This window comes from Ruegeria alba (genome assembly GCF_022321465.1).
In the GTDB taxonomy this organism is placed as follows: domain Bacteria; phylum Pseudomonadota; class Alphaproteobacteria; order Rhodobacterales; family Rhodobacteraceae; genus Ruegeria_B; species Ruegeria_B alba.
This window is the reverse complement of sequence record NZ_JAKOEM010000003.1, coordinates 170,439-192,823: the sequence shown is the minus strand read 5'-3', so window position 1 is coordinate 192,823 and position 22,385 is coordinate 170,439. Positions and strand designations below refer to the sequence as shown.

General features: G+C 65.9%; 18 protein-coding genes. 4 read left to right on the top strand and 14 right to left on the bottom strand.

Annotation, left to right across the window (positions count from 1 at the left end):
* Nucleotide 1: 1 nt before the first annotated feature.
* From MB818_RS06545 to MB818_RS06525, 5 genes are read right to left on the bottom strand one after another with little or no spacing between them, the layout of a single operon-like run.
* Nucleotides 2-274, bottom strand: a complete 273-nt coding sequence (locus MB818_RS06545; RefSeq protein WP_235776030.1) for a K+/H+ antiporter subunit F — start codon at nucleotides 272-274, stop codon at nucleotides 2-4.
* Nucleotides 271-768, bottom strand: a complete 498-nt coding sequence (locus MB818_RS06540) for a Na+/H+ antiporter subunit E (RefSeq protein ID WP_234138860.1) — start codon at nucleotides 766-768, stop codon at nucleotides 271-273. The genes MB818_RS06545 and MB818_RS06540 overlap by 4 nt, the downstream gene beginning before the upstream one ends.
* Nucleotides 765-2,312 carry a monovalent cation/H+ antiporter subunit D gene (locus MB818_RS06535; RefSeq protein WP_234163091.1) on the bottom strand — a complete coding sequence of 516 codons (1,548 nt, stop codon included), beginning with the start codon at nucleotides 2,310-2,312 and terminating at the stop codon, nucleotides 765-767. The genes MB818_RS06540 and MB818_RS06535 overlap by 4 nt, the downstream gene beginning before the upstream one ends.
* Nucleotides 2,309-2,668 (bottom strand): Na+/H+ antiporter subunit C, encoded by a 360-nt coding sequence (locus tag MB818_RS06530; RefSeq protein WP_234138862.1) that lies wholly within the window; start codon nucleotides 2,666-2,668, stop codon nucleotides 2,309-2,311. Before MB818_RS06530 ends, MB818_RS06535 begins: the two co-directional genes overlap by 4 nt.
* Nucleotide 2,669: 1 nt before the next feature.
* Nucleotides 2,670-5,579 carry a monovalent cation/H+ antiporter subunit A gene (locus tag MB818_RS06525; RefSeq protein ID WP_234138863.1) on the bottom strand — a complete coding sequence of 970 codons (2,910 nt, stop codon included), beginning with the start codon at nucleotides 5,577-5,579 and terminating at the stop codon, nucleotides 2,670-2,672.
* Between the two features lie 236 nt (nucleotides 5,580-5,815).
* On the opposite strand from MB818_RS06525, the gene MB818_RS06520 reads away from it, so the two are divergent.
* Together MB818_RS06520 and MB818_RS06515 are read left to right on the top strand one after the other, a co-directional pair.
* Complete coding sequence (locus tag MB818_RS06520; protein ID WP_439653277.1) at nucleotides 5,816-6,283, top strand: rhodanese-like domain-containing protein; 468 nt, start codon at nucleotides 5,816-5,818, stop codon at nucleotides 6,281-6,283.
* Nucleotides 6,280-7,098, top strand: a complete 819-nt coding sequence (locus tag MB818_RS06515) for a CE1 family esterase (protein ID WP_234138865.1) — start codon at nucleotides 6,280-6,282, stop codon at nucleotides 7,096-7,098. Before MB818_RS06520 ends, MB818_RS06515 begins: the two co-directional genes overlap by 4 nt.
* Nucleotides 7,099-7,102: 4 nt before the next feature.
* Here the strand turns inward: MB818_RS06515 and mdoH are convergent, their stop codons facing one another.
* The 7 genes from mdoH to MB818_RS06480 all read right to left on the bottom strand — a co-directional run bounded on the left by mdoH (nucleotide 7,103) and on the right by MB818_RS06480 (nucleotide 16,617).
* Nucleotides 7,103-8,974, bottom strand: coding sequence for a glucans biosynthesis glucosyltransferase MdoH (gene mdoH, locus MB818_RS06510; RefSeq protein WP_238904497.1), 1,872 nt, complete (start codon nucleotides 8,972-8,974; stop codon nucleotides 7,103-7,105).
* Nucleotides 8,974-10,473, bottom strand: coding sequence for an OpgD/OpgG family glucan biosynthesis protein (locus MB818_RS06505; RefSeq protein WP_238904495.1), 1,500 nt, complete (start codon nucleotides 10,471-10,473; stop codon nucleotides 8,974-8,976). Before MB818_RS06505 ends, mdoH begins: the two co-directional genes overlap by 1 nt.
* Nucleotides 10,470-11,696 carry an OpgC family protein gene (locus MB818_RS06500; protein WP_234217008.1) on the bottom strand — a complete coding sequence of 409 codons (1,227 nt, stop codon included), beginning with the start codon at nucleotides 11,694-11,696 and terminating at the stop codon, nucleotides 10,470-10,472. The genes MB818_RS06505 and MB818_RS06500 overlap by 4 nt, the downstream gene beginning before the upstream one ends.
* Before the next feature lie 27 nt (nucleotides 11,697-11,723).
* Complete coding sequence (locus MB818_RS06495) at nucleotides 11,724-13,094, bottom strand: tetratricopeptide repeat protein (RefSeq protein ID WP_238904493.1); 1,371 nt, start codon at nucleotides 13,092-13,094, stop codon at nucleotides 11,724-11,726.
* A 176-nt stretch (nucleotides 13,095-13,270) separates the two neighbouring features.
* Nucleotides 13,271-14,464 (bottom strand): CaiB/BaiF CoA transferase family protein, encoded by a 1,194-nt coding sequence (locus MB818_RS06490; RefSeq protein WP_238904491.1) that lies wholly within the window; start codon nucleotides 14,462-14,464, stop codon nucleotides 13,271-13,273.
* Nucleotides 14,451-16,070: a thiamine pyrophosphate-binding protein gene (locus tag MB818_RS06485; protein ID WP_234217005.1), complete on the bottom strand. Its 1,620-nt coding sequence runs from the start codon at nucleotides 16,068-16,070 to the stop codon at nucleotides 14,451-14,453. Before MB818_RS06485 ends, MB818_RS06490 begins: the two co-directional genes overlap by 14 nt.
* 73 nt (nucleotides 16,071-16,143) lie before the next feature.
* Nucleotides 16,144-16,617, bottom strand: a complete 474-nt coding sequence (locus tag MB818_RS06480) for a DUF302 domain-containing protein (protein ID WP_234143420.1) — start codon at nucleotides 16,615-16,617, stop codon at nucleotides 16,144-16,146.
* 128 nt (nucleotides 16,618-16,745) lie between these two features.
* On the opposite strand from MB818_RS06480, the gene MB818_RS06475 reads away from it, so the two are divergent.
* A complete protein-coding gene (locus tag MB818_RS06475; protein WP_238904488.1) occupies nucleotides 16,746-18,296 on the top strand; it encodes an acetolactate synthase large subunit in 1,551 nt (516 codons plus the stop codon).
* Nucleotides 18,297-18,371: 75 nt separating this feature from the next.
* Here MB818_RS06475 and MB818_RS06470 read toward each other — a convergent pair whose 3' ends face one another.
* Together MB818_RS06470 and MB818_RS06465 are read right to left on the bottom strand one after the other, a co-directional pair.
* Nucleotides 18,372-19,325: a dihydrodipicolinate synthase family protein gene (locus MB818_RS06470; protein WP_238904486.1), complete on the bottom strand. Its 954-nt coding sequence runs from the start codon at nucleotides 19,323-19,325 to the stop codon at nucleotides 18,372-18,374.
* Nucleotides 19,322-21,421: a xanthine dehydrogenase family protein molybdopterin-binding subunit gene (locus MB818_RS06465; protein ID WP_238904484.1), complete on the bottom strand. Its 2,100-nt coding sequence runs from the start codon at nucleotides 21,419-21,421 to the stop codon at nucleotides 19,322-19,324. Before MB818_RS06465 ends, MB818_RS06470 begins: the two co-directional genes overlap by 4 nt.
* Before the next feature lie 113 nt (nucleotides 21,422-21,534).
* Between MB818_RS06465 and MB818_RS06460 the strand changes: the two genes are divergently transcribed.
* On the top strand, nucleotides 21,535-22,362 hold the full coding sequence (locus tag MB818_RS06460) for an aspartate dehydrogenase (RefSeq protein WP_238904481.1): 828 nt from the start codon (nucleotides 21,535-21,537) through the stop codon (nucleotides 22,360-22,362).
* Nucleotides 22,363-22,385: the final 23 nt, after the last annotated feature.

Below are 22,385 nucleotides of genomic sequence, written 5' to 3'. Positions count from 1 at the left end.
CTCACTCGATGATATTGCCGCGCAGCATGAAGCGCGCATAGGCCACGGTTGAAACAAAACCCAGCATGGCGATGATCATGGCCGCCTCGAAGAAGATCTCGCTGCCGATGGCCAGGCCATAAAGGATCATCAGCGCGATGGTGTTGATCACCATCGTATCCAGCGCCAGCACCCGTGTACCGACCCCGTCGGCGGTAATGATCCGCCACAGGCACATCATGATCGCCGCGCCGAAACAGGCAAAAGTGAAATAGATCGCATAGGTCAGGATCATTCGAAAATCTCCTTCAGGCGGCGTTCATAGCGGTGCTTGATCTCGTCGCGCACCGCGTCGGGGTCGGGCGCGTCCAGGCAATGCACCAGCAGGTTCAGGCCGCGCTCGGACAGGTCGCAGCTGACGGTACCGGGGGTCATGGTGATGGTGCCCGCCAGAACGGTGATCGCCTCGGGGCTGCGCAGTTCCAGCGGGATCGAGATCCAGGCCGGTTTGCGGTCGGCGTCGCGCTTGAACAGGATGATGCCGGCAACGGTGACATTGGCCACCACGATATCCCACAGCACGACCAGAATGTATTCCACCACCATCGGCCAGTTGCGCAGTTTGGGTCGGTCCGGCCAATAGGGCTGGGTGATGAAGGGGATCACGATCCCCAGGATCAGCCCGAACAGCACCGAGTTGAGCGAGGGCGCGTTGGCCAGCAGCACCCAGACCAGCGTCAACAGCAGCGTCAGATGCGGGTGTGGAAAGATGCGGCGCAAGAGCTTCATTCTTCATCTCCCGTCAGCACGGCGTCGATATACCCTTGCGGCGCATAAAGCTGTTCCGCGGTGGCGCGGGTATAGTCCATCATCGGCCCGGCAAAGAGGGTGACCGCCGCCAGACCGGCCACCAGGCCGAACACGGCGGCAAAGGTCAGGCCGGGCATCGGTTCGGGCGCGGGTTGGTGGATCACCTCGTCCTCGTTTTCCGGGTCCGGCTCGGTGTTGTGACGCTCGTCATGGCTCTGCCAGAAGATCAGCGACCCCGCCCGCGCCAGACCGACGATGGTGACGAAGGAGCTGATCAGGATCACCGCCCAGATCGCGGCGAAATCTCCCGCGTCGCGCGCGGCGTCCATCACCAGCAGCTTGCCGACAAAGCCCGACAGTGGTGGCATCCCGGCCAGCGCGATCGAACCGATAAAGAACAGCACCGCGATCAGCCCCGATTGCGCCATCGGCGGCATGCCGTCGATGCGTCCGCCCTGACGCTCCATCACCAGATCGGCGACCAGGAACAGCAGCGCCGCCGCCAGGGTCGAATGCACCGCGTAATACAGCGCCGCCGCCGTGGCCTGCGGGGTGAACAGCGAGACCGCGATCAACAATGTGCCCATCGAGGCGATGGCGCCAAAGGCCGCCATGCGGGCAATATGCTGGGTGCCCAGGATACCGATCGCGCCCACCGCGAGCGTGACCAGAGCAGCGGGCAGCAGCCAGGCGCCCGCCAGCCCCTCGGCAATCGCCAGATCGGGGCCAAAGACCAGCGTATACATGCGCAGGATGGCATAGGCGCCGACCTTGGTCATGATCGCAAACAATGCCGCCACCGGCAGCGGTGCATTGGCATAGCTGGCCGGCAGCCAGAAATGCAGCGGCAGCACCGCGGCCTTGATGCAGAACACCAGGAGCAGAAGGACAGCCCCAACGCGCAGCAGGGCGGTATCCTCGGGTGGCAACTCGGCCACCCGCACCGCCAGATCGGCCATGTTCAGCGTGCCGGTCACCGCGTAAAGCGTACCGAGCGCGAACAGGAACAGGGTGGAGCCAAGCAGGTTATAGGTGACATATTGCACCCCGGCCTTAAGCCGCACCGCACCGCCGCCATGGGTCATCAGCCCGTAAGAGGCGATCAGCAACACCTCGAAGAACACAAACAGGTTGAAGGCGTCGCCGGTCAGAAAGGCACCGCAAACCCCCATCAGCTGGAACTGGAACAGCGGGTGGAAATGCCGCCCGCGTTTGTCCCAGCCCGATCCCATCGCATAAAGCACCACGACCAGTGCCAGCAGAGATGTCAGCAGCACGAACAGCGCCGACATCCGGTCGAGCACCAGCACGATACCAAAGGGCGCGGGCCAGTTCCCCAACTCATAGACTTGAACAACGCCGGTCGAGGCCTGCGCGGTCAGCGTCAACGCGATACCGACCAGGCCGACGGTGCCTGCGACCGAAAAGATGCGCTGCAAATCAAGGTGATAGCGCAGCACCATGATGATGAAGGGCGCCAGCAGTGCCGGCAGCACGATGGGGGCGATGATCCAGTGGTTCATGCGTCCTCTCCCGCCGCGTCGACACTGTCCTGCGCGCTCATGTCGATGCGGTCATCGCGCGACGACAGATAGGCGCTGAGCGCGATCATCACGATCACCGCCGTCATCCCGAACGAGATCACGATGGCCGTCAGCACCAGCGCCTGCGGCAACGGATCGGTATAGGCGACCTCCTTGTACTTGTTCAGCACCGGCGGCGCGTTCAGCGCCAGCCGCCCGGTGGCGAACAGGAAAGCGTTGACCGCATAGGTCAGCAGCGACAGACCCAGGATCACCGGAAAGGTGCGCCGGCGCAGGATCAGGAAAATGCCGGCGGCGGTCAGAACGCCCACGGCGGATGCAAGAAGCGCTTCCATCTCAGGCCCCCTTTTCCGAGTCTATGGTCTTTCCCTGTTCGGCCATCTTCTGCTTGGTCTCCTCGACGAACTGGCGCAGCGCCTCGCGCGCGGGGTTGATATCCATCGGGAATTCCTGGGTCATCCCCGGCTGCCAGGCAAAGCGCGACAGGCTTTCCAGCGTCAGCATCACCGCGCCCAGCACCGCCAGGAAGACGCCGGTGTCAAACAGCATCGCGGTGGCCCATTCGAACTCTTCCAGTGGCGGCCAGTGCAGATAGCCGAAATCGCTGGTCAGGAAGGGCATGTCGTTGAACCAGGCGCCCAGACCGGTGGCCGCCGCGATCAGCACGCCCCAGCCGATGGTGGCATGGTAATAGAACCGCTGCCGCTCGGCCGCCCAAGTAAAACCGCTGGCCATGTATTGCATCAAGAAGGCGATGGCGACCACCAGACCGGCGATGAAACCGCCGCCCGGCTGATTGTGACCCCGGAAGAAGATATAGGCCCCCACCATCAGCGCGATGGGCATCATCACGCGGGTCACCACCACCATCATCAGCGGATGCGCATCCCCCGATTGCGGCCAGTGCGGCTTGCGATTGAGCAGATAGGCCCGCACCTTGGTGGCCAGCACGCTTTCGGTCAGGGCAAAGATCACCAGCGCCGCGATGCCCAGCACGATGATCTCGCCAAAGGTATCAAAGCCCCGGAAATCCACCAGGATCACGTTGACCACATTGGTGCCGCCACCGCCCTTGTAGGAATTGGCCAGGTGGAACTCGGAAATCGTCGGAAAGGCGAAATCGCGCAGCATCAGCGCATAGATCAGTCCGCCCGCGCCGATGCCCGCGACGATCGAGATCGCCGCATCGCGCAGCTTGCGCCCATTGGTGCTGTCCACCGGCGTTTCCGTCGGCATGAAGTTTAGCGAGAGCAGCAGCAGGATCATCGTCACCACCTCGACCGAGATCTGGGTCAGCGCCAGGTCGGGGGCCGAGAGATAGTTGAACGCCATCGACACGATCAGGCCGACGACCCCGATCAGCACCAGCGACAGCAGGCGATTGCGGTGGAACCACATGATCGCCAGTGTTGCGCCCACCAGGCATACCCAGCCGATGATCGGCAGGATCGGTGCGGGTAGCGGCACACGGGTCGGTGCACCCATGCTGCCCGAGGCATAGGCGTAATAGCCGATGCCCACGGTAAAGGCGACCATGATGGCGGCATAGCGGCTGATGACACCGTTGTGCAGCCCGTCGGTTACAAGGCGCGACAGCGTGGTCAGCGCGTCGATCACCGCATCAAAGATGACCTTTGCCTCGGGTCGGGGCAGGGCGTTCCAGAACCGCTCCAGATGCCGGTGCAGCGCCAAAAGCAGCAGGCCGCCCAGCACCGCCACGATGGACATGTAGAGCGCGGGCGTGAACCCATGCCAGAGCTTGAGCTTGAAATAGGGCAATTCGCCCCCGATGACTGCCCCGGCTGCGGCCTTGACCAGCGGTCCCGCCACGGTGGCGGAATTCAGGCCGATGATCACCACCAGCACCACCAGCAGGGCGGGCGACAGCCACAGGCCCGGACCGGGATCATGCGGGTTCTGCGGATAGCTCTCGCGCTCGGGCCCCAGGAACACATGCGCGATATAGCGAAAGGAATAGGCCGCCGAGAACAGCGCCGCGAAAACCGCCAGCGCAGGCACCACCACATGACTGTCCAGCCAGACGATGTGGAACGTCTCTTCCAGCATCATCTCCTTGCTGAGGAATCCGTTGAGCGGCGGAATGCCGGCCATCGACAGGGCCGCGATCAGCGCGATGCCAAAGGTAATCGGCATCAGCCGGCGCAAACCGCCGAGCAGCTTGATGTCGCGGGTGCCGGTCTCGTGGTCGATGATCCCGGCGCTCATGAACAGGGCGGCCTTGAAGGTGGCGTGGTTGATGATGTGAAACACCGCCGCCACCGCCGCGACCTTGGTGCCAAAGCCCAACAGCATGGTGATCAGCCCCAGGTGGCTGACAGTCGAAAAGGCCAGCAGCGCCTTGAGATCGTCCTTGAACAGCGCGATGACCGCGCCCACCACCATCGTCACCAGACCGGTGGTGGCCACGATATAGAACCACTCGGGCGTGCCCGCCAGCACCGGCCACATGCGCGCCATCAGGAACAGCCCCGCCTTCACCATGGTGGCCGAGTGCAGATAGGCCGATACCGGCGTCGGCGCCGCCATCGCGTGCGGCAGCCAGAAATGGAACGGGAACTGCGCCGATTTGGTGAAACAGCCCAACAGGATCAGGATCAGCGCCGGCAGATAGAGCGGCGAGGCCTGGATCGCCTCCTTGTGTTGCAGGATCACGCTCAGGTCATAGGACCCGGCGATATGGCCCAGGATCAACATGCCCGCGATCATCGCCAGCCCGCCCGACCCGGTCACAGCCAGCGCCATGCGCGCACCCTGGCGGCCTTCGGGCAGGTGTTTCCAATAGCCGATCAGCAGGAAGGAACTGAGCGAGGTCAGCTCCCAGAACACCAGCAAAAGCAGGATGTTGTCGGACAGGACGATGCCCACCATCGCGCCTTGGAAGAGCAGCAGATAGGTATAGAACTGCCCCATCGGGTCATGCCGCGACAGATAGAACCGGGCATAGAGGATGATCAGCATGCCGATCCCCAGGATCAGCGTTGCAAACAGGAATCCCAGACCGTCCAGCATGAAATTGGCGTTCAGACCCAGACCGGGCAGCCAGTCGAACCTTGCCGTAACCACCCCGCCCGACAGCACGGTCGGGGCATGGATCATCAGACCGGTAAAGGCCAGAAAGCTGGTCAGTCCCGCCGCCGAGGCCGAGGCGTTGCGTCCCGCCCGGATCAACAGGGCAGGGAAGATTGCCCCGAGAAAGGGAAGGGCGGCGATGAGGAAGAGGGACACCGTCGATTACTCCGCTGCTGGTTATTCTTGTTTCCGCTTTGCAGCGATAATTTATGTCCTTGGCCGGTATTGCAAGGATGCAAAGCCCGAAGTTTCGGCGCGACAGAGTGTTTCATGTATTCCGGACTGACGTTTTCTTGATCATTCAGGTGCCAATCCAGGCGCGCGGCAGGGGCCCGTCCGTGTTAGAAACAGGCGAATTCGACAGAAAGGACGCTGCTTTGACCGCATCCACCATGCTTGCCCACCGGCTCGGTCGCCGGGCCGTACTGGTGCTGGGCGCTGCGGCCCTGGCCGGATTTGCCGTTCGGGAATACCTGCTGACGCCCGAGGATTTCGCCGGTGGCGCCCTGAGCGTGGAAGAGGCACATGCGCGGGCCGCCTCGGGTAAGGTATTGCTGGTCGATATCCGCCGTCCCGATGAATGGGCCTCGACAGGGATCGGGGCCGGGGCACAGCCGCTCGATATGCGGCGAGAGGATTTCGCGGCGGTGCTTGATGAACTGGCGGGTGGAGACCGGGGGCGACCGATTGCCCTTATCTGCGCGCGCGGGGTGCGCTCGGCCCGATTGGCCAACCAACTGGCGCAGGCCGGATTCACCGGCATCATCGATGTGCCCGAGGGGATGCTGGGCTCGCGCGCGGGGCCGGGCTGGCTGCGCGCCGGACTGCCGGTTGTGGCCCATGCCGAGGCACTGGAATGAGGCGCGCGGCTGTTCTGGCGCTGCTGGCCGGTTTCTGGGGACAGGGGGCGTTGGCAGGCTGTGCAGGCGACGCCGCCCCCTGCGAGACCTCAGACGGCACCTATCACATCGCCTTGCCCGAGGTTGAGAACCCGCCGGTCCTGATCTTCTTGCACGGTCATGGCGGCGAGGGCGCGGCGACCCTGCGCAATGCGCGGCTGGTGGCGCCCTTGCTGGCGCGCGGCTGGGCGGTGATCGCGCCCGACGGCCAGTCCCGCGCGCCGGGTCGCCCGCGCAGCTGGACCTTCTTTCCCGGATGGGAGGGACGGGACGAGACCGCCTTTCTGGCCCAGGTTCTGGCCGATGCCAGCGCGCGCTTCGGGCTCGATGCCGAGCGGGCGGTGCTGGGCGGGTTTTCGGCGGGCGCCTTCATGGTGACCTATCTGGCCTGCGCCACGCCCGGGGCCTATCGGGCCTATGTGCCGGTCTCGGGCGGGTTCTGGCGACCCCAGCCCGACAGCTGTGCCGGTCCGGTGCACCTGTTCCAGACCCATGGCTGGGCCGATCCGGTCGTGCCGCTCGAAGGACGTTTCCTGGGCGGTGGCCGGTTCCAGCAGGGTGATATCTTTGCCGGGCTGGAACTGTGGCGCCAGACCAATGGTTGCGTCGAGCACAAGCCGGACGGCTTTGATCAGACGGGCACCTTTCTGCGCCGCCACTGGCAGGGTTGCAGCGGCGGTTCGCTGGAATTCGCGCTGTTTCCCGGCGGCCATACGGTGCCCGAGGGCTGGGCCGACATGATGGCTGACTGGGTCGAGGCGCTGCCCGCGCCCTGACCCGTCACTCGGCCGGATGAATGCGGCTGCCGCGTTCCAGCAAGGCCCTCAATTCGTTGCGATAGGCGCGGGCACTGCGGGTGATCGCGGGCTCACGGAACTCCTCGCGCATGCCGATCAGCCGCCGCGCGGTGCCCGCCGTCACGCCCGACAGCGCCGAAAGCGGCACCGCCAGCGCCAGGCTGAACGCGATGGGCACCAGCCAGACCGAGACCAGACCCAATGCGATGCCGGTACCCAGCGCCAAGCCGCTCAGCGTTTCCAGCGCATGGCATTTGACCAGCGTGGCCAGCCCATAAGTGCCGCCGTCGCGGGCCTGCGGTGACCAGCCCTTCTGGATGCCCAGAAAGGTGCGAAACACCGCGATCATCTGCTGTACCATCAGGATCGGCGCATAGAGGATAGACAGCACCACCTCGGAGACGAAGGACAGCAGGAAGCGGCCCGCGCCGCCGAAATCCGAGTAATGCGCGCCACTCAGCGGCAGCGCCACGACGCCCAGAAGTTTGGGCAAGAGCAGCATCGCATACATCACCACGATGATCAGCACATGCCGACCCTCGGTCATCTCGGGCCATTGCGGGAACAGGGGGTTATCGGGGCTGAAATAATGCAGCACCGATCCGTCCTGCCCATGCCCGATCAGTGCCCACATCACCAACAGAGCAAACCAGATCGGCGACATCAGATAGCCTATGGCGCCATGGAACATGTGGAACCGCGAGACCGAGCGAAAGCCGCGCGCACTCAGCAGGTTCAGGTGTTGCAGGTTGCCCTGGCACCAGCGGCGGTCGCGCAGCACGTGGTCGATCAGGGTGGGCGGGGTTTCCTCATAGGAACCCCGGATCCGCGGCAGGAAGCGCACCGACCAGCCGGCCCGGCGCAACAGTCCGGCCTCCACGAAATCGTGGCTCATGATCAGCTTTTCGCGCCCCGAAAGCGAGCGCAGCTTGGGCAGGCCCGCGCAATTGGCGAATGCGGCGGTACGGATGATCGCGTTATGGCCCCAATAGTTGCCTTCCTGCCCGCACCAGCGGGCCATGCCCTCGGCAAAGGCGGCGCCATAGACGCCATTGGCGAATTGCTGCATCCGGGCAAAAACCGATTGCGCGCCAATCAGTTGCGGAAAGCTCTGGATCAGCCCGGCGCCGGGGTCACGCGCCAGCGCGTCGGTCAGCCGGACGATGGCGCGACCGGTCATCAGGCTGTCGGCATCCAGCACCAGCATCGCGTCCCAGTCGGCGCCCCAGCCGGCGACCCAATCGGCGATATTGCCCACCTTGCGGTCGGTGTTTTCCACCCGGCGCCGATAGTAGAGCGCCAGATCCGGCGCCAGCGTGGTGCGCAGCGCCTCGACACTGGCCTGTTCCTGCGCGGCAATGGCGTCGTCGCGGGTGTCGGACAGGATGAACATGGCGTATTGATGCTGGCCGCCGCGCGCCTTGAGTTCTTCCAGCATGGTGCGGGCATTGCCCAGGACATACCAGGGCACTTCGTTATAGACCGGCATCAGCAACGCCACCTTCAGCGGCCCGGCCCGGCCCGCGCGTGCCCGGGCGGGCTGGCGCGACAGCGACAGCATGCCCAGAAGGACGGTGCTGACCGCAAAGGCGATCCAGAAGAAGTTGAACGAGATCAGAGCCAGCAGTACCAGCTCGATTACCGAGATGCCGCTGTCCGAGAACCAGTCGCCCATCAGCCAGACCAGCGCCAGCGTTGCCGCCATGGCGGGCGAGAAGGCCAGCACCCGCCACAGTGCCACGTCCTGCGGCGCGGTGTCGGACGGGGCCTGCGCGTCGCGGAACCCGGCGCTGAAGTCCTGCGCGCGCATGTCGAGCGGCGCGCGGGGCGGCATGATATGAAGATCGTCGCGCATCACGCGGTCCACCTGTAAAGCCAGACTTCGGAGGCCGGTTCCTTGTCGTGACGCAGCTGGGCGCGCAATTCGACCAGCGGGACCTCGCCGGGAACAAAGGAAAACGCCAGTCGCATGCCGCCTGTGTCGGGGTTGCGTTGCAGGACCGGCGGGGCGATCTGGGCATGGGGCGATTGCACGATCGGTTCCAGCGTATCGGCATCGTCGAACAGCGGGCTGGCTTCGAAGTCGATGACGACCAGCCGCCCCTCGCCAAAGGTCTTTTCGCCCATGGCGGTGCGGATCACCCGCGGCAGCGGCGTGCGGTGCGGTTCCTCGCCCCAGGTCAGACGATAGGCCAGCGAAATCTCGCTGCCGGCGGCATAGGGGGTCGCGGGGCGCCAATAGGCGACGATATTGTCATAGATCTCCTGATCGGCGGGGATCTCGACCAGGGTCACCGCACCCTTGCCCCAATCGCCATGCGGTTTGACCCACAGGCCGGGGCGGCGGTGGTAATGCGCCTCGAGATCGGCAAAATCGGCAAAGTCACGTGCCCGCTGCATCAGGCCGAAACCACGCGGGTTCTCGTCGACAAACGACGAGATCTGCAATGCGCGCGGATTGGCCAGCGGTCGCCAGATCACCTCGCCCGCGCCATTGCGGATCATCAAACCGTTGCTGTCATGCACGGCAGGGCGGAAATCGTCGAACCGGGTGCGATCGGTGGCGTCGTAAAGGAACATCGATGTGAGCGGGCCGAAGCCCACATGGTCCACGTCCTCGCGGGCAAACAGCGTCGCCTCGACCTCCATCACGGTATCCTCGCCGGCGGTGACCTCGAACCGGTAGGCGCCGGTGACCGAGGGGCTGTCCATCAGCGCATGCACGACCATGGTGCGTTGACCCGGTTCAGGGCGTTCCAGCCAGAAGCGGATGAAATCGGGAAATTCCTCGCCCATCGGATCGCCGGTCTTGAGCGCGAGACCGCGCGCCGACAGGCCATAGGCCTCGCCCAGGCCGATGGCCCGAAAATAGCTGGCCCCCTGAAAGACACAGAATTCATCGGTCTCGCCGGGGCGGTGCATCTCGGTACGCAGACGCAGGCCCGAGAAGCCCAGTGCCTCGTCGGCAGGCAGCGGCGGCACCTCGGGTCCGGTGTCGAACATGTCCATCTCGAAGGCGACCGGGCGGGTCATGCCGCTCTCGACCGCCTCGACCTGAACAGCGCGCGGAAAATAGAGACCGGGCGCGAAGAAATCGACGCTGAACGGGGTCTCGGTCCCGGCCCAGAGCCCGTGGTCGATGCGGAACCGGATCGAGCGGTATTGCTCATAGGTCAGCGCCTGCCATGGCTCGGGCACGCTGGGGCGCGGCGCGTAGGCGCGCGATGCCAGATCGCGCGCCATGGCGGTCACCATTGCGCGCTCGAAAGGCTCGGCAGGTGCAGCGGCAAAGGCGCGCGGCACCAGCGCCAGAGAGGAGACAGAGGCCAGAAAGAAACGGCGAGACAGCATCATGTGCGGGATTTCCAGGGATGCGATTTGAACCAGGCGGCGCCATAGGCAACCGCTGCAATCAGGGCGAAGCCGAACAGGTTGACGGCAAGAACGGTGGCGGGGTCGCGCCCGCCCAGATCCAGCAGCACACCAAGGAGGCGGGCCGCGGCCATCGAGAAGACGAAGACCGCCAGCGATTGCTGACCGACCTTGAGGATGACGTTCAGAACGATCTGCCAGAGACGCGCCAGCCCGCCAGTGCCCTGCGGCAGCAATCGCGCGCCCTTGTCGCCTGCCACGACCCAACCCAGATAGGCCAGCGACAGGAAATGCACATAGCGCAGCAGCGCGAAATCGGTCTTGTCGCGCAGCTCTCCGGTCACTTTCCAGGTCTCGCGGATCGGCTCGCTGACAGTGGGGTTCCAGGCATCGACCCACAGAAACACCTTCCACGAGCCGAACGGGGCCGACAGCACCACGAACAGCGCCGCCGCCCAAATCAGCGCCTTGTGGACGGGGGGCGCCGGGATCCAGCCGCGCATGAAGGCAAAGCCGGTAAAGAACAGCAATTGCCAGCCGAACGGGTTGAAGAACCATTGCCGCTCGGACCAGGGCTCCGCCGGCAGCGCCAGCGCACCTGTCTGGGCCACTGCCCAGATCAGCACCGAGGCCAGCGCCATCGCCCAGAACCCAACCTGTCTGAGTCCCATCATCAGCGGCATCATTGCCAGAACCACCAGATACATCGGCAGAATGTCGAAGTAGTTGGGGACGTAGGTGAGCGTAAACAAGCCCACGATCTGCGGCATCGGATCGCCAAAGAAATGCTGAAGGTTCAGCCCGTCTACATAGCTCTTTTCAAACAGTCCCGAGAGATCCAGCGCCGCCATGCACATGGCGGTGAAGAAGAACAGGCCGATATGTGCCCAATAGACCTGCCAGACCCGGAACGCGATGCGGGCGGTGCCCATCCACCAGCCCCGTTTCAGAAAGGCGCCGCCAAAGGCGATGGCCGAGGCCATGCCCGAGCAGAAGACAAAGATCTCGGTCGCGTCGGAAAAGCCGAACCGCGCCGGGATCCAGCCGGCCCAGGGGTTGAAAGGGATATGCGCCACCAGAATGATGAACATCGCGATACCGCGAAAGAAATCCAGCCGCAGATCGCGGGTTCTGGCAGCCGTGGCCGCAGCGCGGGGCGCCGCGGCCGTGGGGGCGAAATCAGAGGCGGGCGAAATCGTCGCCATACGTCCTTGGTCCTTCTGTGTCACTCGTCATTCCGCGGGAACGCTGTGAAAATCGCGGTCGTCGCGGCCCGCCTCGATCAAGGCCCGGCGGGCGAGGGCATAGGTATCTTCATGACCGCCGCGCTTGGCGCGACGATCGTCCAGCACCCGCTCGACTGCGTCCAGACGCCCCGCCCGAAGGCCCGCGTCGATGGTGATGCGTTCGAAAACGTCGCGCTGGGCGTGACTGCCACCGGCCAGCTGCATGCTGCCGCGCGCGGCCAGCAGGTGGTCGAAGGCTTGGCCATACTGCCCCTCGCCAAAGGCTTCGAGCCCTTGTGCTGCGGCCAGTCCGGGGTCGGCCATGCGGCGTGTGGTGTCGCACTGGGCCATGTCTGCATCGCGTTTGACCCGGTGCAGCATTCGCGAGATGGCGTCTTCTCGGGTATCCCCGGTCAGGGCCAGCAGGTAATGCAGGTCTGCGAAGATCAGGCATCCATCCTCGGTGCGCGCGGCACTCAGATCGGCCAGTTCTTCCCAGCGGTCTCCGACATTTACGCCTTCGAGCTCGAGCCGCGACAGCAGCGAGGTGGCGTTCGATATGTCCCGATAGTCGTCTGTCTTATCCTTGCGAATCGCTGAATCGTAGAGATCGAATACCTGATCAATCTGGCCTTGGTCCAGATGCATAAGCGCCTTGTGCCACCAGACGTGGTAACGAAAATTGTTGCAATGGGACCAGGCCGACTCGCGCCCGGCCAACCATTCCAGGCCTTGTTCGGATTGTCCTTTCATTTCATGGACATGCGCAACCGCATGCAGGCCCCAGGCATCGTCCGAAACCATCCACAGCGCCTGCCGCCCGGCGATCTCTGCCTTGTCGTAAGCGCCGGTTTCCTCCAGCGCGAAAGCATGGCAACCCAGCAGGTATCCGCGCCCGGCGTGATCGGGGGCATAGGCGGGCATCACCCGCTCGATCGAGCGACGCATTCCGTCGGGATCGCCCAGCACGAACCGGGTCGCATGGCTGAGCTTCATCGCCAGCGTATCCTCGGGATGGGTGCGCAGCACCGCCTCGAATTCCTCAACCGCGCGGCTGGGGCTGCCTGCCAGCCAGTGGCGCAGCGCGGCCAGGTAATGCGCCTCGCGCGGCGTTACCGGGTGCGCATCGGCCGCGCGCTGGGCGGCGGCCATCGCGTCGACCGCGACCGGCGTCATCTCGCGCCGGCCCAATAGCAGCATGAACAGCCCCTTGATGGCATGGCCCAGGGCAAAATCGGGTTCCAGTTCCAACACCCGCGCCAGGTGCTGCGGGGTTACTGCCGCATGGGCCATGAAGCCCAACAGAACGCCGTCCCACGCCTCGGCGCTGTCCGCGCGGGTCAGGCTGTTGGTCTGTCCAAAAACATCGTCTCTCATACCGGGTCCGTTCCTTGCAAAGGGGGCAGTTCGCGCCTTTGCCAAGTCTATTGGAGCCCCGTATCAGGATCGACGCCGCTCGCGAATTGGTGAAAGCGCGTGTGCGGAAAATGGGGGAAAAGCCGCCGAATGCCCCTGTTGTTTCAGCAATTTGCCGCCCAGGGACAGGCGATGTTTCAGTCTGCAAACGGCTCGTCCGAGGAGAGCACGGATTCGGTGTCCTGCCCGCAGCGCGGCGGCGCCCTGCGATAGGTGACAGGGGTGCGCGACAGTTTCAGCGGATTGCCGATCAGGTGCACCGGGCCGGGCTCGGCCTCCATGTCGATCTGCATCTGCCGGGCCACGACCTGATCGCTGGCAAAGACCTGGTCGATGGTCTGGACCGGCCCCACCGTGACCTTGAGCGCCTCGAGCCCGGCAATCACCTCGGCCATGCTGCGCGCCGCCAGCGCCGGTCGCAGCAGCGCATCCAGTTCGGCGCGGTTTTGCAACCGCGCCTGGTTGGTGGCAAAGCGCGGGTTGTCCGCCAGCGCGCCCAGGTCGAGAAAACCGCAGAAGCGGCGGAACTGGCTGTCATTGCCGACCGCCAGCACCACATGACCGTCGCTGGTGGCGTAGACGTCATAGGGCATGATGTTGGGATGAGCATTGCCCCGCCGCTGGGGCAGGGCGCCGCTGGTCAGATAGTTGACGCCCTCGTTGATCATCCAGGCCACCTGCGCATCGACCAGCGCCAGGTCGATATGCTGGCCCTCGCCGGTGCACTGGCGGTGATGCAGCGCGGCGAGGATCCCCACGGTCGCATACATGCCGCACATCACGTCGGCGATGCCCACGCCCACCTTCATCGGGGCGCCCTCGGGCTCTCCGGTCAGGGACATCACGCCGCCAAACCCTTGGGCCATAAGGTCATAACCAGGTTTCGAGGCGTTGGGGCCGGTCTGGCCAAAGCCCGAGATCGAGCAATAGACAAGGCCCGGAAATTCCGGGCCGAGGCTCGCATAGTCCAGCCCGTACTTGGCCAGCCCGCCGGGTTTGAAATTCTCGATTAGGATATCGGCATGTGCCGCCAGACGCCGGATTTGTGCCTGCCCCTCGGGCGTCGAGATATCCAGCGCCACCGATTTCTTGTTGCGGTTGGCGGCCATGAAATAGGCACTCAGATCGCTTGGATTGCCATCCGCATCAGTCACATAGGGCGGCCCCCATTGGCGGGTGTCATCACCGCCCGAGCCGGGGTTCTCGATCTTGATCACATTGGCGCCCAGATCACCCAACAGCTGGGTACAGGTCGGCCCCGCCAGAATGCGGCTGAGGTCCAGCACGCGCACCCCGTCGAGCGGCCCTTTGGGTTGTTCAGATCCGGCCATCGTAATCCCCTCGTGCAATTTCGGCGGCGATCACCGTGAAGCGGTCCGCTGCCTGCGCCGCCTCCAGCGCCGCGCGCAACTCTGCCCGCGAGCGCACGGTGTGTCCATGCCCGCCAAAGGCGCGGCCGATGGCGGCAAAGTCGTGATGCCCGAAATCGACGCCCCGATTGGGTAACTGGCGGCCGCGCTGTTTCAACTCGATCAGCGACAGGCTGGCATCGACAAAGACCAGAAAGATCGGGTTGCCGCCCATCTCGGCGGCGGTCGACAGCTCTCCGGCGACCATCAGGAACCCGGCATCGCCCGAGAAGCTGATTACGGGACGGTCGGGCGCGGCCAGTTTCAGACCAATCGCCATCGGCAGGGCGCAACCCATAGTGCACAGGCCCGAGGACTGGATCAGCCCGCGCGGCTCGTCACAGCGCCACATCTGGCTCAGCAGGATGCGGTGGGCGCCGCTGTCGGCGGTGGCGAGCGTGCCAGCAGGCAGGGCGGCGCGGGCCTCGGCGATGATGGCGGCGGGGCCCCAGAGCTCGTCCTGCGGAAAGGCGCGGGCCAGCGCGGCGCGGGCCGCCTGCGGCTCGCCCGCGGGCCAGGTGGCATGCCCGGTCGTCCCCTTGGCGATGGCCTCGAGCGTGGCGCCGGTATCGGCAACGATATTGATCCCGGCCTGATGCATGTAATGATCGTTGACCACCGCCGAGATGTCGATCACCCGCTGGTGTTCGGGGTCCCAGACCTCGCGCCAGCCGGGGCGCATTTCGATCGGGTCATAGCCCAGGCACAGGATCAGGTCGGCGGCCTTGACCAGCGGCAACAGGTGGCTATCTGCCAGCGGCGACAGGCCCGCGCCGCCGAGGCACAGGCGGTGATCCTCGGGCAGGATACCCTTGGCCTTGTAGGTGGTGACAAAGGGAATTTCGAAATGTTCCAGAAAGGCTTGCAGGACACATTTCGAGTTGTCCGCCAGCACGTCGAGGCCGATCACCGCCAGCGGGCGCCGCGCCTCGGCGACCCAGCGACGGGCGGTCTCCAGACAGGTGCCACCGGGCGCCACCGGGGCCGCCGTGGTCAGCCGCCGCCGCCTTGTCTCGCGCACCGGGGTATCGGCCACGCCGATCGGCACGTCGATATGCACCGGGCCGGGGCGGGGCTGCATCGCCAGCGACACCGCCTTGTCGGCGATGATATCCGAGCCTTCGGCGGTCAGGCGGAAACTGCCCTTGGTGATCGGGCGGAACACCTGGGCATGGTCCATCACCTGATGGGTATAGGTCAGCGCCTCGTCGGCATCGACGCAGCCGGTGAGCACGATCATCGGCACCCGGTCCTGCAGCGCATTGGCCACAACGTTGACCCCGTTCATCGCCCCCGGCCCCAGCGTTGCCAGCAGGATCGCGGGTGCGCCATCGCGGTGATGCACCGCCTCGGCCATGAAGCCCGCGGCATTCTCATGCTTGGCCAGATGAAAGATGATCCCGGCTTTGTCCAACGCATCGACCAGCGTCAGCACCTCGCCGCCGGGCATGCCAAAGGCATGGCGGCAGCCCGCCTCGTACAGCCGCCGGGCCAGCAGGTCGGCGGCGCGGGGAAGGGGGTCTGACATGGTGGGGCTCCGTTACAGGGGTCGGTTCTGGCCGAGATTGCGGAGCCTGCGCCCGAAGGCAAGGGGGGTCACGTCACTGTGAGGCGATTGCCTGCGCCGCCACCGCCGCAAACCGTGCGTCCAGCTCGGCGGCAATGGCGGCGAGTTCGTCGCCACCTTCGTCCAGATAGGGGGCAAAGACCTGCGAGGGCAGCTTGTAGCCCAGTGTCGCGGTGCCATCGGTATTTTCGGTGACGTAGAAACGGATCGGTGCCTCGATCATCGCGGCGGTGGACAGCGCCAGTATCCGCACAGCGAAATCGTTGTTGAAGGCGCCGATGACCCGGTTGCCGGGAATGGTGATGCCGCGCCTCGCGGCGGCCTCGGTCGGGCCCGCCTGGGTGACGATGCCCAAGCCGTTTGCGGTGATCGCGGCGCGGGTATCCTCGACCAGTTGTGCATGGGTCTTGGCCGTGGCGTGTACCGCCCAGCCCGGGCGCGGACTCAGGTCACCCGCCAATGCGGGCAGGGCAAGGCAGGTGATCAGGGTGAGGATGGCAAGGCGCATGGCGGGTCTCTCCTTTGCTGGACCCTTGATGCCAGATTTCATCGCTCCCCGCTGCTCACGATATCGTGCACCGTTTACGTGACGCCGCGCGCCGCCTAGGCTCGCCCCAATTGCGAGGAGTGAGGGTGATGAGCGAAATGAACGGCGCCGAAAGCCTGGTGCGCAGCCTGCTGCAAAGCGGGGTCGATACCTGTTTCACCAATCCCGGCACCTCCGAGATGCATTTTGTGGCGGCGCTCGATCAGGTGCCGGGCATGCGCTCGGTGCTGGCGCTGTTCGAGGGGGTCGCGACCGGGGCGGCGGATGGCTATTACCGGATGGCGCGCAAACCGGCGGCGACGCTGCTGCATCTCGGGCCGGGCCTGGCCAACGGTATCTCGAACCTGCACAACGCCAAGAAGGCCGGGTCAGGCGTGGTCAATATCGTGGGCCAGCACGCGGCCAGCCATCTGGAACTGGACGCGCCGCTGACCGCGGATATCGAAGGGCTGGCGCGGCCGGTGTCGCATTGGGTCGAGACCTCGCTGTCTGCCGCGGATGTGGGGCGCGATGCCGCCCGCGCGGTACAGGCGGCGCGCAGCGCGCCGGGGCAGGTGGCAACGCTGATCCTGCCGTCTGACACGGCCTGGACCCCAGGCGGGAAGGTGGCATCGGCCTTGCCGGTGCCTGCGCGCGCGCCGGTCGAGGCAGCGACACTGGAACAGGCCGCCGCCGCGCTCAGCGGGCCGGACAGCCTGTTGCTGCTCGGGGGCGAAGCGCTTACCGAGGAAAACCTGGAACGTGCTGGCCGCATCGCGGCGGCAACCGGCTGCGCGTTGCTGTCGGAATGGGCCAATGCGCGGATGGAGCGCGGCGCGGGCCGGGTGCCGGTGGCGCGCGTGCCCTATCCGATCGACATGGCGCTGGAGGCGCTGGCGCGCTTTCGGCGCATCGTCTTGCTCGGCGCGCGGCCACCCATCGGCTTTTTCGCTTATCCGGGCAAGCCCGCCGTTCTGACCCATCCCGAGGCCGAGATCATCGCGCTGGCCGATTGGGCCGCCGATCTGGACGGCGCGCTGGCAGGGTTGGAACAGGCAGTGGGCGCTGCGGGTGCCGCGCCGGTGCTCGCGCCGCCTGTCGCACCGGGATCGGTCAGCGGCCCCTGTACGCCCGAGAGCGTTGCCGCCGTGCTGGGCCAAAGCATCCCCGAAGGCGCCATCGTGCTGGACGAGTCGGTGACAACGGGCCGCGCCTTTCACGGCGCCACGCTGGGCGCTGCGCCGCATACATGGATCAACAATTGCGGCGGCTCCATCGGGTACAGCCTGGCCGCCGCCATCGGGGCCGCCATCGCCCGCCCGGACCGCAAGGTGATGACGCTCACCGGCGATGGCTCGGCCATGTACATGCCGCAGGCGCTGTGGACCATGGCGCGAGAGGGGCTGGATATCACCGTGGTGATCTGGGCCAATCGCAGCTATCGCATCCTGCTGGGCGAATTGTCGGGCGTGGGGGTGATGAACCCCGGCCCACGCGCGCTGGACATGCTGAGCCTGGAACGGCCCGCCATCGACTGGGTCGGGCAGGCGCAAAGCCTTGGTGTGCCGGCTGTCCGGGTCGAGCGGGCCGAGGATTTTGCGCAGGCGCTGGAGCGGGGATTTACCGAGGCGGGGCCAAACCTGATCGAGGTTCTGCTTTAGCGGAGTTGGGGAGGGGGCGCTGCCCCCGCCGCGCCGTGCGCGACTCCCCCGGAGTATTTTCAGCGAAATGAAGGGTCAGAGGCGCAGGCCGCAGGCCTTAAAGGCAGCACGTGTGGCGGATTTTTCCGCCTCGGTCAGCTCCTGCATGGGAAAGCGCACTCGCCCGCCGGTCTGTCCAAGCAGCTCTTGCCAGTATTTGCCATGCGCCTGCGGCTTGCCGCCCGGTTTGGTGGATTTGATCGCCTGGCGCACCGGGTCGAGGCTGTCGCGGATGGCGCGTGCCTCGTCGATGCGGCCGGCAAAAGCCAGTTGGGTATAGTCATGCATGCGCCGGTCGTTTGCGGTTTGCAGCTGGTAGGGCGGCGAGGAGCAGAGGTAAAGCCGCCAGCCCAGTTCCACGATATTGTCGAACCATTCCTCTTCGGAGGCGGTAGAGACCTGGATCCGGTCACCCGCCAGCTCGGTCAGGCGGGCATACATCTCGCGCGGGACCGAGTATTTGATCGCCACCACATTGGGCAGATCAGCGATGCGGGCGCATAGCTCGGGACTCATCAGGTAACCGCTGTCAGGATGGCTCCACATGGCGATACCGATATCGACCGCCTCGCTGATGGCCTTGTAGTATTCGTAAAGCAGCGCGTCGCGGTCATGCACGAAATGCAGCACCGGCGCATGCACCACGATATAATCGGCACCCACGTCCTGGGCATGGCGGGCCAGTTCCAGCACGGTGTCGAAATTCTGGTCCGAGACCGACATCATGGTACCCGCGCGCCCGGCGCATTCCTCGACCGCGACCTCGAGGTTGCGCTTGCGCTCCTCCAGCGACATCGAGAAGAACTCTCCCTGTTTGCCGCAGATGAAGAGGCCCTCGATGCCCAGATCATCGACCCAGTGGCGGATGTTGCGGCGAAAACCGGCCTCGTCAAACGACAGATCCTCGGCAAAGGGGTTGAGGGCGGCGGCCCAGATGCCGCGCATATGTTCGCGGGCATGGTCCTTGGCCTCGCTCTTGGCATAGTTCATGTCTGGGGTTCCTTGCTTGCATCGGTGATCGCCTGCCAGAGCGACAGGCTGGTAAGCGGCATTTGCAGATCGGTCACGCCCAGCGGCGCCAGCGCGTCCAGCGCGGCGTTCAGGATCGCCGCCGGGGCGCCGATGGTGCCGGCCTCGCCGATGCCCTTGGCGCCGAGCGCGTTGGTGGTGGCGAGCGTCTCGGTCTTGAGGATGGTGAGTGACGGTAGGTCATCCGCGCGCGGCATCGCGTAATCCATGAACGAGCCAGTGAGAAGCTGGCCCTCGTCGAAATGCAGCGCTTCCAACATCGCCTCTCCCAGACCTTGCGCGAAGCCACCCATCACCTGTCCCTCGGCCAGCATGGGGTTGATCAGCCGCCCGGCATCGTCGAGGCAGGCCATATGCGTCAGCTGAGGGGCGCCGGTGTCGCGGTCGATCTCGATCGCGGCGAGGTAGCAACCATGGCCCCAGGCCTCGCCCGGGGCGGTATAGACGGTGTCGGCGGTGATCGGTTCACTTTCGCCCGCGCCCCGGCGGCGGATGATCTCGCGGCAGGCCTCGAGCACGGCGCTGGCGCCGATGGGGGTGCTGCGGCTGGCCAGCGCGCCGATGCCTGCCGGGCAGGTGGCGGTGTCGCCATGCAGCACGGTGATATCGGAGGGCGAAAGCTCCAGCGCGTCGGCGGCAATCTGGGCCAGCGCGGTTTCGCGCCCGTGGCCCTGGCTGCTGCCGCCAAATTCCACTGTGGCGCGGCCTGCCTCAAGGGTGACCCGGGCGCTTTCCCAGCCCTTACCCGAGGGCTCGACATAGAACCCCAGTCCGACACCCGCCAATGCGCCGTCGGCGCGTCTTGCGTCGCGTTGGGCGCACCAGGCGGGGTAATCGGCCAGCGTCAGGAAGCGGTCGAGTGCCGTGGCATAATCGGCCCCCTCGACCCGGCCCGCGGGCAGGTCGCGCGGGCCGTTCAAGCGGTTCAGGTTGCGGCGGCGGATCTCGGCGGGATCAAGGCCGGTGGCGCGGGCGGCGGCATCGGCCAGACGCTCCATCAGCGCGCAGGCCTCGGGGCGGCCGGCACCGCGATAGATGCCGGTGGGCGCGGTATGGGCGCGTCGGGCGCTGGTGCCCAGATCGGTGGCGGCGATGTCATAGGGGCCGGGCAGGATGCGGGCGGCGTTCCAGGCCGGGATCAGCGCCGAATTGGGCAGCCAATGACCCAGCGGCGCCTCGACGCGGGCCTTGAGCGCCAGAAACCGCCCGTCACCGTCAATAGCAAGCTGGCCTTCACTTGTCAGCCCCCGGCCATGGGTGGCCGACAGGAACTCTTCGCTGCGGGTGGCGGTCCAGCGCACGGGGCGGCCCAGATGATGCGCGGCCCAGACCGCCAGCACCTCCTCAGGGTAAAGCGAGGCCTTCATGCCAAAGGCGCCGCCCACATCGCGGGCGATCACGCGTAGGTGTTCGGGGTCGAGCGACAGGATACGGGCCAGATCGGCCCGCGCCCGGTGCGGCGTCTGGGTGGACAGCCAGACTGTCAAGCCGCCACCCTCGGGCAGGATGGCGATGGCGCGCGGCTCCATCGGGCTGGGGGCAAGGCGGGGATGCGCGACCCGGACCGTGACCACCTGGGCGGCGCGGGCAAACTCTGCCGCCGGATCGCCGCTTTGCCAATGTTGCATGGCCAGAAGTTCGGAGGGTGGGGAGGGGGTCTCGTCGATCTCGGCCCAGATCTCCTCGACCGCGTCCAGCGCCTGTCCCGGTGTTTCGGCCAGCACCGCCGCGATGGGCTGACCCACTGCCGAGACCGTGTCGCCGGCAAGGATCGGATAGGGTGTGGCATGGTCGAGCGGCAGCACCGGGTTGACCTCGAGCCCACCCAGAGCGCCGAGGTCGGCGGCGGTCAGCACCGCTGCCACGCCGGGCATCGCGCGGGCGACAGAGGTATCGCAGGCAACGAGCTGCCCGCTGGCATGGGAACTGCGCAGAAAGGCCAGATGCAGCGCCCCCGGCAGATGGATATCACCCGTATACTGCCCCTCTCCCCGCAGCAGGCGGGGGTCTTCGCGCCGGGGCAGCGCTTGTCCGGTATAGGGTGCGGATCTGGTCACGGGGGTCTCGGTTGCGGTGGCGGGTGCCTCGATCCTGCAAGCCCGACCGGGTGGGCACAAATCGCGAAATTGCATCCTGCTATCCGCAATCGGCATATCACAATCATGCTGATATGTGGAAACTATGGAGCAGTTGGCCAAAGGGGGACAGCGTGAGGATAGCACTGATCGGGCACGGGCCCATTGCCGCCCATGTGGCGGCGCATCTGCCCGAAGGCGTCAGGCTGACCGGGGCGCTCTGCCGGCCCGGGCGAGAGCAGGCCGCGCACGCGGTCTTGGGCGTGCCAGTGGCGCAGGCGCTGGAGGGCCTGTCCGAGCGGCCCGACCTGCTGGTCGATTGCGCCGGTCATTCCGGCCTGCGCGCCCATGGGGTGGCGGCGCTGGGCGCGGGGGTCGAGGTGCTGACCGTTTCGGTCGGTGCGCTGGCCGATGTCGTGTTCTGTGCCGAGCTGGAGGCTGCCGCCCGCGCCGGTGGCACGCGGCTCTGCCTTGCCTCGGGCGCGATCGGGGCGCTGGATGCGCTGGCGGCGGCGGCGATGGGGACGGGCTTGCAGGTCACCTATACCGGGCGCAAGCCGCCGCAGGGCTGGCGCGGCAGCCGCGCCGAAAATGTGCTGGATCTGGACGCGCTTACCGCACCCGCCACCCATTTCACCGGCACCGCGCGCGCGGCGGCGCAGGCCTATCCCAAGAACGCCAATGTGGCCGCCGCCGTGGCGCTGGCCGGGGCCGGGCTGGACGCCACCCGGGCCGAGCTGATCGCCGATCCCGGCGCCACCGCCAATATCCACGAGATTGCGGCCGAGGGCGCCTTTGGCCGGTTCCGGTTTCAGATCGAGGGCTTGCCGCTGCCGGGCAATCCGCGTTCCTCGGCGCTGACCGCGCTCAGCCTGCTGGCGGCGCTGCGACAGCGCGGCGCGGCGATCCGGCTATCGCTTTGACCGATAGCCACGCTTCATGATAT

What these genes read in the sequence shown, in the direction of transcription:
- MB818_RS06460 (WP_238904481.1), top strand. Translation starts at nt 21,535, where the DNA reads ATGTGGAAACTATGGAGCAGTTGGCCAAAGGGGGACAGCGTGAGGATA.
- mdoH (WP_238904497.1), bottom strand. Translation starts at nt 8,974, where the DNA reads ATGCGCGACGATCTTCATATCATGCCGCCCCGCGCGCCGCTCGACATG.
- MB818_RS06480 (WP_234143420.1), bottom strand. Translation starts at nt 16,617, where the DNA reads ATGCGCCTTGCCATCCTCACCCTGATCACCTGCCTTGCCCTGCCCGCA.
- MB818_RS06490 (WP_238904491.1), bottom strand. Translation starts at nt 14,464, where the DNA reads ATGGCCGGATCTGAACAACCCAAAGGGCCGCTCGACGGGGTGCGCGTG.
- MB818_RS06485 (WP_234217005.1), bottom strand. Translation starts at nt 16,070, where the DNA reads ATGTCAGACCCCCTTCCCCGCGCCGCCGACCTGCTGGCCCGGCGGCTG.
- MB818_RS06470 (WP_238904486.1), bottom strand. Translation starts at nt 19,325, where the DNA reads ATGAACTATGCCAAGAGCGAGGCCAAGGACCATGCCCGCGAACATATG.
- MB818_RS06535 (WP_234163091.1), bottom strand. Translation starts at nt 2,312, where the DNA reads ATGAACCACTGGATCATCGCCCCCATCGTGCTGCCGGCACTGCTGGCG.
- MB818_RS06530 (WP_234138862.1), bottom strand. Translation starts at nt 2,668, where the DNA reads ATGGAAGCGCTTCTTGCATCCGCCGTGGGCGTTCTGACCGCCGCCGGC.
- MB818_RS06475 (WP_238904488.1), top strand. Translation starts at nt 16,746, where the DNA reads ATGAGCGAAATGAACGGCGCCGAAAGCCTGGTGCGCAGCCTGCTGCAA.
- MB818_RS06520 (WP_439653277.1), top strand. Translation starts at nt 5,816, where the DNA reads ATGCTTGCCCACCGGCTCGGTCGCCGGGCCGTACTGGTGCTGGGCGCT.
- MB818_RS06505 (WP_238904495.1), bottom strand. Translation starts at nt 10,473, where the DNA reads ATGATGCTGTCTCGCCGTTTCTTTCTGGCCTCTGTCTCCTCTCTGGCG.
- MB818_RS06540 (WP_234138860.1), bottom strand. Translation starts at nt 768, where the DNA reads ATGAAGCTCTTGCGCCGCATCTTTCCACACCCGCATCTGACGCTGCTG.
- MB818_RS06495 (WP_238904493.1), bottom strand. Translation starts at nt 13,094, where the DNA reads ATGAGAGACGATGTTTTTGGACAGACCAACAGCCTGACCCGCGCGGAC.
- MB818_RS06515 (WP_234138865.1), top strand. Translation starts at nt 6,280, where the DNA reads ATGAGGCGCGCGGCTGTTCTGGCGCTGCTGGCCGGTTTCTGGGGACAG.
- MB818_RS06500 (WP_234217008.1), bottom strand. Translation starts at nt 11,696, where the DNA reads ATGGCGACGATTTCGCCCGCCTCTGATTTCGCCCCCACGGCCGCGGCG.
- MB818_RS06545 (WP_235776030.1), bottom strand. Translation starts at nt 274, where the DNA reads ATGATCCTGACCTATGCGATCTATTTCACTTTTGCCTGTTTCGGCGCG.